Source organism: Cyclobacterium sp. SOCE241 (genome assembly GCF_056867545.1).
This window is the reverse complement of the sequence record NZ_CP149779.1, coordinates 3,760,518-3,774,431: the sequence shown is the minus strand read 5'-3', so window position 1 is coordinate 3,774,431 and position 13,914 is coordinate 3,760,518. Positions and strand designations below refer to the sequence as shown.

Sequence of the window (13,914 nt, the reverse complement as noted above, 5' to 3'; positions counted from 1 at the left end):
ATTACACCCATGAAAGAAAACCCAAATCCAAGAAGAGAATTCTTAAAGAAATCGGGACTGACGCTGTTTGCAGGAGCAGTGGTTCCCAATATTATTGTAAATAAAAGCTACGGCATGAAAAAAGAAACCATACTGGGGCATGGCTCTCATCAATATAAGGTCATAGAAGGATGGGGCAATTTAGATCCCGCCAAAAACCCTGTCAATGACTGCCATGAAATGGTAGAAGATGCAAAAGGAAGGTTAATCCTTTTGACCAATGAGACCAAAAACAATGTGATTATTTATGACAAGTCCGGAAAGTTGCTGGAAACATGGGGAAGTACTTATCCCGGTGCGCATGGACTTACTATCAGTGATGAAGGAGGAGAAGAGTTTCTTTATATTGCCGACAATACCCGAAGTCAGGTGATCAAAACTGACCTAAAAGGCAGAGAAATTATGGTGATGGATTACCCCAGAGAAACAGGTAATTATGAGTATCCCAAACAATTTGTTCCTACAGAAACAGCCATCAATCCTGCCAATGGAGACATCTATATTGTGGATGGCTATGGCAAAAATTACGTTACTCAGTACAATGCCAAGGGTGAATTGATCCTACAGTTTGGAGGAAAGGGAGAGACCAACGAAACCTTCAACTGTTGCCATGGTATATTGGTAGATACCAGAGATAAAAACAACCCTACCTTGCTTATTACTGACAGGGGGAATATGCAGTACAAGCGTTTTACTTTGGATGGTAAATACATTAAAACGATTCCTACTCCAGGCTCATTTGTTTGTAGACCTGTTTTGAGAGGAGATAACGTTTATGCTGCGGTGTATAGAAGTACCACACAGGCTTATCCCAACTCCGGTTATATCACCGTCTTGGATAATAATGACCGGGTAGTTTCCACTCCTGGAGGAACGGCACCTGAATATGTAAACGGAGAACTTCAGGAACAGCGAAAAGACATGAGTTTCCAAGGTTTTATGCACCCCCATGATGTATGTGTAGACAGGGATGAAAACATTTATGTTCCTCAATGGGCCTCCCAAAAACCTATCCGGTAAAGCTGGAAAGGATTTAACAGAAGATATTTCATAAGTAAATAGAAAGGCCATCCATGTTAAAAGATGGCCTTTTCGTATTTAACTAAATTAAATAACTTTGGTCTTCGGACAGATGAGGACCAATTATATTACTCCTTCACCCTTAGCCTTTTATTATAGACTACCTTGTCATTTACAAAAACACGGAAAAAATACCTGCTTTTTGGATACCTGCTTAGATCAAAGGTGAGCCTGCCTTCTTTGAAATCTCTGTAAAGATGCTCTTCCACCACCTCCTCCGGGATCTCTTATCAGCTTGATAAGGACCTCTTCAGGATTGTTTGATAAAAAATCGAAGTAAGTAAAATCTTTTGTTCGGGTAGGGAATACACCTAGGGAAATTTCATTTTCCATAATAGGGTCAGGTGTATCCCCCACTGTAAAGTTATAAGTGATGCTGCTTCCGAAATCAGAATTAAAGCTTTTGACAATTTCGCCCTGCGCATTAAGTAAGATGGACTTGCCTCTTCCCGCCTTTGTTTTATACCAAAATTCCAGGCCGTCTCCACTCACGTCCTTGAGCAACAATTGATAAGCCCCTTTGCTCAATTGTAAGGTGTCTTTGTAAATGGTGTCAGCAACCAAAGTGCCCACCTCTCTTTGGTAAAGGATATTTCCTTCAGCATCTATGAGTTCATAGGCATTGTCTTCGGGTTTCTTGTTGGTTTCCAAATGAAAAATTAAAGTAGAGTCATAGACGGGAGTTTGACTATAGGAAGCATAAATAAAATTGTCCTGTCTTGAAGCATCTTTTCTCCCATTCGGTTTTTTGAGTTCAAATTGATAGGTCAGTGTGCCTTTTTGAGGGATAAGTCCCGGCATTTTGACTGTGTCCATTTCTCCCGGCATGAGCATGCCTTTCCAGAAATACTTATTATTTTCTTGTCCTTTTTGCCCGTGATTAATGCTTAGCTGAGTTAAAGGTTCTGCCCCGTTATTTTTGATTACTATGGTAGGACCAAAGGCTGCAGGGTTTAACCTGCTATAAATGGCTTTGTTTGAAGGGATAATAACGTCCTCAATGGTAACATCATTTTTCTTTCTGTAAGCTTTGTATTGTATGAGGTAGGCAGCAATTAGTTCATTGGCACTGGGTTTAGGAGAGCTGTAATCCTCCATTTTTAACTGAACGGTATGTTGGGGTTTTGCAATGGGGAAATCATATAAATCAGGTTGGATAAGGTCTCCGGGACACCAGTTAGCACGGTCGAAAATCCATGTTCCTGCTTGAGGGTAGAGAGGGTTATTACCGCATTGTTTCCAGATTTGGCGACTGGCGACAAGTTTTTCATCCAAAATGAAATCCCTGTATTTATTGCAAAACTCTCCACATCCATCAGGTCTATCCATTCCATGGCCGGTTTGAAGGATTCGTAACCTTCCCATAGCGGCTTCTTTTTCTGAAGTAAATTGCACGGGTATCAAAGCTTTTTCAATCGGTTTTTCCTTGTCTCCATAAGCAAATGAGCCATCGTATATTTTGGTAATGGAAATAGGTTCCATGGAAGGTTGACCTCTGATAAGATCAAAGGCTACTGTGACTTTCCATCCCCGGTCATTATTGGGCTCATAGCCGGTGTGCTTGTATTCCAGTTCAACGCTATCTCTTAATAATAGGGAAAAATCTGTAACATCCACTTGCCAATCAAATTCCCAATCTTCCCCGAATGCACCGCCATAGGGTGTTAGCATTCTTCCTATTTCAAAATCCTGTAACTCTCCTGCTATTCCCCCTGTTCTTTTAATGGTAATATGGTCCAGGTAATCCCAGTCTGCACAACGCATATCGTCAGGACATGCAAATTTGATTTTCATAACGATTTTTCGAATAGGCACCTCCTTGTCGGGAAATAGGGCCCACTCTGTATAGGTATTGGCTCCTTTTGATGGGTTCGTCACTACAGTGATGGCATCATGACTAATAATTTCTAAGGTGTCTCCTTGAACTGCCCAAACAAATGAAGTGAATAAAAAGGAAAAAAGCCTATCAGTAGGAATTGCTTCATGGGTTTAAAATAAGGTAGGTTTAAAATTTTAGCTAAAAAATAGCTGAAAGGTTCAAAGTTACCATCTATATTATATTACTTAAACATTATTGATAAGTTTTTCAAGATGGCATGATGGGGTGATCGTGTGATTTAGTGATGTTGTGATGGGGTGATTTAGTGATCGTGTGATCGAGGGATGAGGTGATGAGGTGACTTAGTGATTGTGTGATCGAGGGATGAGCACCTTTCCTATGTCATGTCGATTTTTTTTTCATACTACCTCAGCTAGCATTATACTACTCAATAACCGTGATTATGGCTTTTACTGTATGGACTTCTTTCTCTGTTTTAGTTACATATTGGATCGTTACGGAATAGCCTCCTCCCGGGACTTTTTGGTTGTTGTAGTATCCATTCCATAGGCAGGTGGAGGCCTGATTCCCTTGAAGGTTTTTGTCTTCACAATAATAAATCAACGCTCCCCATCGGTTGTGTATGAAAACCTCAATTTCGGAGATAAGGTTATTCGCAAAAACAGTAAAAGCCTTCTCAGGGTCACCGGGAAGCATGGCATTGGGAAAATGAACTTTGGCTTCACATACTTCCTCTACTTCAAAATCTACCGAAAAGGAACAACCTTGTTCATCAATGGCCAAAAGGTTATAAAACCCGGCAATATTTGGAGAAAACACATCCCCTGTGCCAACAAATTTTCCGTTTAAGTACCATTGACTGGCTGAAAATCCTTGGCCAATATCGATTAATACCTCTCTTTTGTTTTCCGGGCAAATTGAATACAGTTTCTCCAACTGGGGCATCTCCGAAAATGACTTGCTGACTTCCATTTGTCCACGGCCTACCATGCAACCTTCTTTATTGGTTAAGGTAACGGTGTATAAGCCCGCTTCCTGAATGGTCAGGGTTGTGTTGTTGTCATATGTTTGCAAGTGAATTGACTCCTCCGAAAGGAGCCTGTACCATTTTACTTCCAGCCCGGTTATGTCCTTTCGCAAAATAAGGGTTGTGAAAACATCTTCCTTACAAAAAGGAGCCAGTTCCATTTTTACATCCAAAGGCATGGTGATATTGGCATCAAAACGCTTCACTATAGGGCAAAGTTGACCACTAGGATCAGTACCTGTAATTTCGTAAGTACCTGATGCGGAAAGAGGAAAGCCTCCTGATTGTTTTGGTTAACAGGTTTTCCATCTGGATCTTCTAGAAAGTAATCTAGTTGGAATGCGCTTTCAGGAATTAGTTCGTATGGGAAACAGGCATTGATTTCTGCCGGTACATTGAAGGCTACAAAGGCTTTTTTTCTACTGTAAAACTTCCTTTTACCTCTAGTAAATTTTCGTTAACATCCCATATTTTGACAGTATACTGCCCATGTGGAACTGCCACCTTTATGTGAATTAGGTTTTGAAAATTACCTGTATACTCCTGATTATTTTCTTTCTTTACCAATAAATAGCGGCCTGTTTGGGGGATATATCCCGGGAACCGTATATGAAGGGTGCCCATTGCCTCATCAGGAGGTGGGCAAGGTTCTGGTGTAGTGGTGATTTCATTGAAAAGAAAGCCGTCCGCATAAATCAAGGCTTCTATTTTTTCAATTTCAGTATCATGCACAAACCCTCCAATTATTGGATTGGCCGTAACGCTGGAGATACTGTTAATATATCCTCTATCAATATCCTGCTGCGTGGTAACGTAACTTACGGTAAAAGTTTGGCTTTCCATAATGTCGAGGTAGGGAATGGTCCAAACCTCGTTGGTAAGGTCATCATGAACTTTTACATCTACCAGAGGTACTTTACGTGGGTTGCTGACTACCAAAGAAATAGTAATGGTGTCGTTTACTTGACTGTAATGCTCCTTGTCAACAGATTTATCTAGGTTTATGTCTGGTTGGTAGCTGCAATCTTCCACTGTGATACTTACCGGCACGCGTGGGCTATCACATACCCCCTCCTTTGAATGACTTACCCAAACAGTGTAAACTCCTATCTTATCAGGATCAATAACAGGAACTTCAGTTAATGGATTACTTGAGGGATCATTGTCAGGATAATAGTGGAGCTCATGTTCATTAATATTAAATATCTCAAATGTATTGGTAGTTGAAAATTGGCAAATTGTCTGGTTCCGAACGCCTGGAGGACTTGCTTTTTTACTACATTTATGGTTAAGAGGCTGCGTATTCCGGTGCAGTTTTTTGAAGGGCCTTCGGCAACCCAAATTTGCTCTGAACCAACATGAGCGGTATTGACCTGATAGGAAGGAATGGCTTCTCCACCTTCTTCTTCCATAAAATAATAAATAGAATAACCCTTTTGACTGGGAGAGACAAATGAATTTAAATCTACCGGAGCATCACCTTGGCAGAAATCAGGAAGTTCAATTGGACCTAAACTTGGAAAATCAACTTGAGAATTACAATGTGTTGCAGCAAATTCCGCTTTGCCTGTTATTGGGATTTCCAAAGGCCCATAAATGGCTTCTCCTGAGCAATTGTCCTTCATAAATCCTTGAATAAAAGGTAAATTGGAAAAATTGTGATTGGAGATCGCTCCCATGCCCGACATGCTCCCATCTATGGAGATTTTAATTTCACAATTGTTATTGGCCCAAAAAAACAGTCTTCTGAAAGTTTTAAGGTGTATTCCAGCGTTGCAATTGTTTCACTTGGGTTTTCTAGCAATGGAAGCTCATCGATTTCCCAAATGATGGCTCCTGCTAATCCCATTTCTGGGTCAAAGGTGACGGTGCCAACATCTTGAGGTACCTGACCAGCATTTACGAAGGTGGCAGTGGGAGGCAATGGGATGATAACCTTATTGTCAAGCGAATTTTCTGTGCCATAGTTATTGATATTCAAGGTATAGGTTATCTCTTGACCAGGTTCTATCGTAGGTTCTTCCTCAGGAGGATTCCCGTCGATGGATTTTATGTGATTGTATGCTTGAATTTCCGGTACGTAAGAGGGTACTGAGAAACAAATGCATAAATGGCATATACATCCTGATTGGTGCCATAGCGAAAGCGAAAGGAATTCTGTTTATTGGTAATAATGGAATTGTTGGGATTGGGAACCTCCCATTGAAGTATATCGGCACCGGTATTGTGCTCCAAATTTGGGTTTCTAGGACTCTCTACTAAATTGCCCTCTTGGTCTGGAACCGGGCTGTAAATGGAGGAATTGAAGAAATTTGAACTGACAGATTTGGGGTGGTACAATGGAGCCCATTTGTTTTCCTGATTTCTAATTTGTAGAAAATCTCCTTTAATTGATTTGTCACCCTCTGCAGCCATTATGCCTAATTTTAACCGAACCGGCCCTTGATTAATGGTTTCAAAGCCTGTAATTTCAACTTCTCCGATATGTTCTTCTCCATCCAAAGACTGGACAAAAGAATACCCGTCAAAAACACTGATGTCCCGCCAGTCCATTTTTGAGTTTTGGTAGATTACCACCATTCCCCAGTTGCCGGTATAGCCTGTTTGGTTTCCCACCCCTTCCACCAATGCCAAATCAGCCAAGGTATAGTTCCCCGCGCCATGCTTTTTAACAAGATCAGTTACATCAGCATAGCCAACATAGATGTCTTCCAATTCATTATGTGGATAGAGGATGCTGTTTCCCTGAGCGGTTATTTCAGTGTACTCGCTCGCACCCGGCCCTTTGAATTTTACTTTACGTTTGTCAAAATTTACTGTATGGGGATAAATAGGGTAATAACTTCCAAAAGATTTTAAGCCAACATTAAAATCTTTTGGACCAATGTCATCCATGTCTGAAGTCATTGAGCGATGTAAAGTATGGATAGAGAAAGTTACCCCATTCTCTTCAAATTCAATGGGGTCAAAGGTAGCTTTAGATAAGCCGGCTGAGTCAGTTGTGGATATATTTTCCACTTCATTCCATTCTTCATTGCCAAAACGATAAAGTATTTTGCCTAAAGAATCATTGAGGTAGGCAAAGGTAAGCGGTTGAGATTCCGGGGAGCCAAAGTAATAGTAAGGAAATAGCATTCCTTTTTCATCAAAGTCCATGTAATAAGACATGGTATAGGAGCTGTGTTCAATGGTTTCCTCCGGTAAAATAAGTTGCTCCTGATCCACTTCAGTAAGTTCAGTTGAGGTAATATTTTCTGTAAGGTCGAAGCTAAGTCCTTGCCCGATGTTGGATTTTCCGGCCCAGTAAAGGCCTGCATATACAATTTCAGTACAATTGGGATCGGCCCCATTTTCACCGGAGAACAACAGGGTTGCTTCTGAAGAATTAAAGGTGTGAGGATCTCCATCAATGTCTACAAATCTCATGTCATTCAGAGAGTTTTCCGAAGAAGTGGAGTAGTTAGCCATTGTGATATTGGTGTTTCCTATCAAGGTAAAATCACCTCTGATGTGGAAAATATTGTCGTCGGGGGCGGAGTTGCCTACTCTATGTTTAAAGGGGATTCTGTTGTCGTTTTGTGCATTTCCTAAAAAGGGGACTGCCAGCCAAAAAACAAGCCCATCAAAATAAAGGAGATGAATTTCCCAGTAAAAATTTGATTGAAAGCGTTCATTCAATTAAATCAGCTAAAAAATTAAAAATGATTCAAAAATTTAAGAAAAATAAAAGCTTTAAGCTTTGAAACAATGCACGAAATATAATTAAAAAATTATTACATGAACCTAATTTTAGCAACTTTTTCCATTTTTAGTGCTGGTCTTCAGCTGAAATAGGAAAAAGATTGCAGGACTTGATTCAGTCGAATCATTGAAGTGAAACAATTCCGTGTTGAATTGTTCATCAAATAAAATATTTATCATTTTCTTTACATAATAATCTTGTAATTCGCATAAATTATAATCTTTTAAAATGAATAAAAAGCAAATTGCATTAGTGATGGGTGGCTATACAGGGGAGTCTGTGGTGTCAGAAAAAGTGCTGCTGTTGTTGCTCAACACCTTGATAAGGATCGTTTTGAGGTGCATAAAATCCATATTTATCCCAATAATTGGTACTTGGAGGAAGAGGATGGTACAAAATTACCCTTAGACTTGAATGGATTCTTTGTCGTAAAGAACGGAAAAAACTCACTTTTGACGGAGTGTTTAATATAATTCATGGTTCTCCGGGAGAGGATGGTAAATTGGTAGGGTATTTTGATATGCTCGGCATACCTTATACAACTTGTGATGCATTGACATCTTCCATTACCATGAACAAGGCCTATACAAAAAAGATTGTCTCTGAAATTCCTGATTTACATGTGGCAAAGTCGGTTCAGTTATTTGCCAATAAATCCGGGCTAGCCAACGAACTGCTTGAAGAGTTAAGGTTGCCCATATTTGTTAAGCCAAACAATGGAGGCAGTAGTATCGGTATGAGCAAAGTGAAAAGTGCTGAGGAATTATCTCATGCCTTGGACTTGGCTTTTAAAGAAGATACTCAGGTGATGGTAGAGGAATTTGTAAGTGGCAGAGAATTTTCTATTGGAATATATAAAACCAATGGCAAGATCATGGTTCTTCCTTCCACTGAAATTATCAGTTCAAAAGAATTTTTTGACTTTGAAGCCAAGTACCAGCCTGGAGTTTCAGAAGAAATTACCCCGGGCAGAATGGATGAAAGAGATGCAGTTCAGGTGAAGAAAATAGCAGAAAAGGTTTACCAAACATTGAATTGTAAAGGTGCAGTGAGAATGGATTATTTCTTGGAGACCAAGACGGATAAATTCTATTTTATTGAAATTAATACGGTGCCTGGACAAACCGAAACAAGTCTGATTTCCCAGCAGGTGAAGGCAGTAGGGATGAGCCTTAAAACGTTCTATACGGAGTTGATAGAAGAAATGTGGCGTTAATATAAACCGAAGGATAGTGAAAAATGAAGTCAGGATTAACAAGTACTTAAGTGAAATTGGTTATTGCTCTAGAAGAGAAGCGGATCGGATGATTGCTGCAGATAGGGTGACTATCAATGGTAAAGTGCCTGAAATGGGCACCAAAATCAGTCTGGGTGATGAGGTGCATGTGGATGGAGAGCTGGTAAGCGCTCCCAAAGAACAGCCTGTATATATTGCTTTCAACAAGCCGGTTGGGATCGTTTGTACGACTGACACCAGTCAAAAAGATAATATAGTAGATTATATTAATCATCCTCAAAGAATTTTTCATATTGGTAGATTAGATAAACCTAGTGAAGGGCTGATTTTACTCACGAGTGATGGTGATATTGTCAATAAGATTTTGAGGGCTGGGAATTCGCATGAAAAAGAATACATCGTAAAAGTTAACAAACCCATTGAGGGAGATTTCTTAGAAAAAATGGGTAATGGCGTTCCTATTTTAGGAGTTGTAACGCAAAAGTGTCAAGTAAGGCAAATGAAAAAGGATACATTTAGGATTATCCTTACTCAAGGTTTAAACCGACAGATCCGAAGGATGTGCGATTATTTGGGATATAAAGTTGTTGCCCTTAAGCGGGTTCGAATCATGAATATTAAGCTGGACCTGCCAAGAGGAAAATGGCGTGATTTAACCCCAAATGAACTTGAGGAATTGAAGTACTTGGTCAAGGATTCCTCAAAAACCCACCCAGATGAATAAGCGTGTTTTTGTATAAAATCAATATATAGGTGTAAATTTAAACCATAAAATCAGTATTTTACGTTAAAAAATGATTAATAGGGTATTTTGGGATGCTATTTTTCTAAAATGACAATTTTTTTTGCCATTTCCCTAAAAATGAATGGTGTAGCCTGTCTTGTTTTAACAATAATGTATTTAATACGTAATTATATTAAAAATAATGTAATAATTAAATGTTTTTATTAATGAAAATTTAATTTAGTAATCTTTTTATTACCTTTGATATATCAAACAAAGACAAAAGGTCTTTGGGTAATGCACGGAAGTTTAATTACTGATATATACTGTAGGATGATGAAACTGGCAGACATGCCCTCCGGTCTCGGGGGTGGGGATTACAGGACAAAGAAAATATAGAGCTCGTATTATTTCTAACTGCCCCGTGGAGGTTCGACTCCTTCTCCTACAGCAGGTTATTTTGGGTTTATTGTTAATTGACTAAAGCTATGAAATTTTATTTCATAGCTTTTTTTGTTTGTCGGTTCTCAAGGTGATTTTGTCAGCATTGTTGCAAAAAAAGCAACAATACCGCCAAAATCAAGGTATGCTTTTTCATTGTATTCCGAGGGCTGACACCCTCGGCTATCATATTGTCACCCTTTCAGGGTTTAGGATTTATTTGTGAATAATAGTATTGTTTTTGAAGTTTGTTTTCGGTTGGGGCTTGATAGGATTGTTGTAAAAAGAACAACTATACCGCCAAAATCAAGGGATGCATATTCCTATTTTCCGAGAGTTGGCGCCCTCAGCAACAAAAAAATGATACACCTACGGAGGTTGAGAGGCTTGAAGTTCGGCATTTTTTGTATTGGTTTTTGATGTTTAATTGAAGAAATGTTTCCGGAATTTACCCTTTGATTTCGGAGGGGTTTTGCTGGGTGCTGTAGTGGTAACTGCTTTCTTTATAGTCCTTTGCAAATATTTTAATCCAAGGGTTTGTAGAAGTGGCTGAAAAATGAAATAGTTAATTTAAGTACTGATATAATAAAAATAATGTAAATATATATAATTTTTGTTGTCATAATTTTAATTTTATAATCTTTTTGTTACCTTTGAAATATCAAACAAAGACAAAAGGTCTTTGGGTAATGAACGGAAGTTTAATTGCTGATATATACTGTAGGATGATGAAACTGGCAGACATGCCCTCCTGTCTCGGGGGTGGGGATCACAGGATAAAGAAAATAGCGAGCTCGTATTTTTCCTAACTGCTCCGTGGAGGTTCGACTCCTTCTCCTACAGCAGGTTATTTTGGGTTTATTGTTAATTGACTAAAGCTATGGGATTTTATTTCATAGCTTTTTTTTGTGAAAATTTTTTTTAAAAAGGTAACGCCAATTATGTAGCGCTACCTTAAGTAATTGATTTGTCTGTTTTATAATTGATTATTGAAGTACCAGTTCTCCATGAATGATTTTTTCCATGACTAGAGGGTCGTTTAGTTCTTGGATGCTGGAGATAACGTGGTCAGGTCCATAAGCGTAAGACTCAAGGTCTTCTATGCTTGTGGATCCGGTTAAGGTTAAGACGGTTTTAAATCCCATTTGTACACCTCCTAGGATGTCTGTTTCCATGGTGTCTCCAACCATTATGGTGTTTGCTGTGCGTGTTCCTAGTTCTGCCTTGGCGATTCTCATCATTACGGGGCTGGGTTTTCCTGCGCTAAAAGCTTTTTTCCGGTGGCTATTTCTATCATTGATACAAATGCTCCACAGCCTGAACGGATAGAGTTGTTAGAGCTAGGGCAGTAAGCGTCTAGGTTTGTGGCGATAAGTTTTGCGCCATTCATTACCATGTTTATGGCTTTGTCAACTGATTCAAGCATAATGGTTCTCCCTTCACCAATGATTACATAGTCCGGAGCCTCGTCTACGATAGAGTATCCGTTGCTGTGGAGGGCAGTAAGTAATCCTCCTTCTCCAATTACATAGGCTGTGCCGTTTGGTTTTTGTGAAGCAAGGTATCTCGCCGTGGCTATTGCGCAGGTAAAAATATGTTTTTCCTGCACATTGATTCCCATTCGGCTTAATTTGGCGACCACGTCTCTACAGTTTCTTTGGCTGTTATTAGTGAGGAATCTAAAGGGAAAGTCTTCCTCAAGTAGTTTCTGGATAAATTCCTTAGCGCCTGGTATTAGTTCTCCGCCACGGTAGATTACCCCGTCCATGTCGATTAAAAATCCTGTCTCTCTCATTTTAGTAGTTGTTGTGGTTTAATTAAATACGTAATCAATAACAAAGGTTTAATAAAAATATTAAAAATTCAAACAAAGACAGTTAAAAATAATAAAATGATAAATATTATTTATAAAAGTTGAAGAAAGTAAAAAGTAGTAATTTTTTGAGGTGTTTGGTTTTGACTTTTGTATCAATGGTAATGATGGCTTGATTTACGATTTTTCAATGAAGGGTTTTTAAAGTATTGAAAAATTCTCTATTAAACATTAAAGACGTTAAAATATATAAAATACGTAAAAAAATATTAAATATGTTGCCATAATTTTAATTTATTAATCTTTTTGTTACCTTTGACATATCAAACAAAGACAAAAGGTCTTTGGGTAATGAACGGAAGTTTAATTACTGATATATACTGTAGGATGATGAAACTGGCAGACATGCCCTCCTGTCTCGGGGGTGGGGATCACAGGATAAAGAAAATAGCGAGCTCGTATTTTTCCTAACTGCTCCGTGGAGGTTCGACTCCTTCTCCTACAGCAGGTTATTTTGGGTTTATTGTTAATTGACTAAAGCTATGGGATTTTATTTCATAGCTTTTTTTATGTCAATGAACCAAATAAATAGGTTTTGGAGATAAAGATTGAAAATCAAGCAAAAAATTTTGAACTCACCTAATAAATTGGGACTTTGAGAGGTTGGATAGATGGATTAAAGCATTTTTTTGTTATTGAAAATATAAGTATTTTAGATAAACGATTAGGGTGCCATTTAATCTTGAAATAAAATGAGCTATTTTCGAAATCATTTGAAAATGTGTTTTTTAGCCTTTCTCCTTTATTCTCTTTCATGATAGTAGGTGTTTTATTCCAATTTAGATTTGGAAGTCAAAGCCTTAACAAGGAGCTATTTAATGTTTCCTCCGGGAATGATTTGTTAATAGAAAGCGACCATGAAAATAGTTCTAAGATAGATTCCTTGACATTTTTTGTGAGCGGACTCGCCAATGAAGCTCTTTTGATTAAATTTTTTCAAGGAGATTTTATTGACATTCCGTTCGATAGAGATTCACAGTATTTTTCTTCTCTTTACAGTGCATATCTCAATAGTTACGCAAGGAAATGTGGAGGCTATTTACCCACAAATAAAGTTGAAATGACCCGTGAAGAATGTGTTACAGAACAAGTTACCCGGAATGGATATGGGGTTGAACTCAGTCGGTATTGCGTGGAATGGGTTACCGTAGGTACAGGCCTATATGCGAAACCGGACATGTACAATGGGAAATTGGCCTTGGAAAAAATCCAATCTGCGGATGTGTTCAGAAATGTTTTTGGTCTAATTAGTCAAGATAAAGGTTTGGAAGGAATGATGGACTTGGTGGTAGACGTCCAAAATATAATTAGTGACATGAATGAGCTATTGGTTTTGAATGAATGCAATAGCCCCGGCTTGATTCGCTTTGAGGAGAACTTAAACCTTTTTGCCCTGAACAAGCAACCAGTTAAACTTAATGTAACTAACGAGGCTCAACAGGCAACTATTTCTTCGGGAACTATTGCAGTGTTTAAGGACCAAAATTACCGTCATTTAATAGATGATTTAATAAGTGACCATTCCAAAGGTTGGGTGATGAATAGGTATCAAAGTGGAAGTGTGAGCAATGTTGCAGTCATGTCCAGAGATGAAAGTGGCAGACCTGCACAGGTCAAAGCCAACTATGTATTTTCCGATTCTCAGGTAAAAGTAAAGGGGCAGTTACCCTAACTTTTACCAATGGATTGCCTGATTGCATGTATTTCTTCGACTTTCCCAATACTTGTAGGACACCCAATAGAAGAATTGTGGCTGCTTACGATAATTATGCTTATGATCAATGATAATTTACTTAGTTGTCAAAGCCCCATTAAGTTGATTCGATTTACTATAAGGGGTGATAATAGAACCCTGCGGTAAGGCCTAATTCTCATCAACTTTTTTGGGCGCAACTTATTCATTATCCCAGA

At 38.7% G+C, this 13,914-nt stretch carries 10 protein-coding genes and 2 pseudogenes; 4 read left to right on the top strand and 8 right to left on the bottom strand.

The features are described 5' to 3' along the window. Nucleotides 1-9 precede the first annotated feature (9 nt). Nucleotides 10-1,076, top strand: a pseudogene (locus WG932_RS18835) (NHL repeat-containing protein). 202 nt (nt 1,077-1,278) lie between these two features. On the opposite strand, the gene WG932_RS18830 reads toward WG932_RS18835, so the two are convergent. The 6 genes from WG932_RS18830 to WG932_RS18805 all read right to left on the bottom strand — a co-directional run bounded on the left by WG932_RS18830 (nt 1,279) and on the right by WG932_RS18805 (nt 7,664). After that, the gene (locus WG932_RS18830) at nt 1,279-2,997 is read right to left on the bottom strand and encodes a peptide-N-glycosidase F-related protein (RefSeq protein WP_483085006.1); all 1,719 of its coding nucleotides are present in this window, start codon (nt 2,995-2,997) and stop codon (nt 1,279-1,281) included. Nucleotides 2,998-3,382: 385 nt separating this feature from the next. Next, on the bottom strand, nt 3,383-4,192 hold the full coding sequence (locus WG932_RS18825) for a hypothetical protein (RefSeq protein ID WP_483085005.1): 810 nt from the start codon (nt 4,190-4,192) through the stop codon (nt 3,383-3,385). Nucleotides 4,193-4,388: 196 nt separating this feature from the next. Next, on the bottom strand, nt 4,389-5,036 hold the full coding sequence (locus WG932_RS18820) for a DUF7507 domain-containing protein (RefSeq protein ID WP_483085004.1): 648 nt from the start codon (nt 5,034-5,036) through the stop codon (nt 4,389-4,391). Nucleotides 5,037-5,125: 89 nt separating this feature from the next. After that, nucleotides 5,126-5,665, bottom strand: a complete 540-nt coding sequence (locus WG932_RS18815; RefSeq protein WP_483085003.1) for a hypothetical protein — start codon at nt 5,663-5,665, stop codon at nt 5,126-5,128. A 17-nt stretch (nt 5,666-5,682) separates the two neighbouring features. Continuing rightward, nucleotides 5,683-5,997, bottom strand: coding sequence for a hypothetical protein (locus tag WG932_RS18810; protein WP_483088684.1), 315 nt, complete (start codon nt 5,995-5,997; stop codon nt 5,683-5,685). 38 nt (nt 5,998-6,035) lie between these two features. After that, complete coding sequence (locus WG932_RS18805; RefSeq protein ID WP_483085002.1) at nt 6,036-7,664, bottom strand: hypothetical protein; 1,629 nt, start codon at nt 7,662-7,664, stop codon at nt 6,036-6,038. A 292-nt stretch (nt 7,665-7,956) separates the two neighbouring features. On the opposite strand from WG932_RS18805, the pseudogene WG932_RS18800 reads away from it, so the two are divergent. Continuing rightward, a pseudogene (locus WG932_RS18800) lies at nt 7,957-8,944 on the top strand (D-alanine--D-alanine ligase). 16 nt (nt 8,945-8,960) lie between these two features. Further along, nucleotides 8,961-9,689 carry a 23S rRNA pseudouridine(2604) synthase RluF gene (rluF, locus tag WG932_RS18795; protein ID WP_483085001.1) on the top strand — a complete coding sequence of 243 codons (729 nt, stop codon included), beginning with the start codon at nt 8,961-8,963 and terminating at the stop codon, nt 9,687-9,689. A gap of 1,427 nt (nt 9,690-11,116) precedes the next feature. Here the strand turns inward: rluF and WG932_RS18790 are convergent. Both WG932_RS18790 and WG932_RS18785 read right to left on the bottom strand, forming a co-directional pair. Then, nucleotides 11,117-11,371, bottom strand: coding sequence for an HAD hydrolase-like protein (locus WG932_RS18790; protein ID WP_483085000.1), 255 nt, complete (start codon nt 11,369-11,371; stop codon nt 11,117-11,119). Next, on the bottom strand, nt 11,371-11,898 hold the full coding sequence (locus WG932_RS18785; RefSeq protein ID WP_483088683.1) for an HAD family hydrolase: 528 nt from the start codon (nt 11,896-11,898) through the stop codon (nt 11,371-11,373). Before WG932_RS18785 ends, WG932_RS18790 begins: the two co-directional genes overlap by 1 nt. A gap of 826 nt (nt 11,899-12,724) precedes the next feature. On the opposite strand from WG932_RS18785, the gene WG932_RS18780 reads away from it, so the two are divergent. After that, nucleotides 12,725-13,675: a hypothetical protein gene (locus WG932_RS18780; RefSeq protein ID WP_483084999.1), complete on the top strand. Its 951-nt coding sequence runs from the start codon at nt 12,725-12,727 to the stop codon at nt 13,673-13,675. Nucleotides 13,676-13,914: the final 239 nt, after the last annotated feature.

What these genes read in the sequence shown, in the direction of transcription:
- WG932_RS18785 (WP_483088683.1), bottom strand. Translation starts at nt 11,898, where the DNA reads ATGGACGGGGTAATCTACCGTGGCGGAGAACTAATACCAGGCGCTAAG.
- WG932_RS18790 (WP_483085000.1), bottom strand. Translation starts at nt 11,371, where the DNA reads ATGATGAGAATCGCCAAGGCAGAACTAGGAACACGCACAGCAAACACC.
- WG932_RS18815 (WP_483085003.1), bottom strand. Translation starts at nt 5,665, where the DNA reads ATGGGAGCGATCTCCAATCACAATTTTTCCAATTTACCTTTTATTCAA.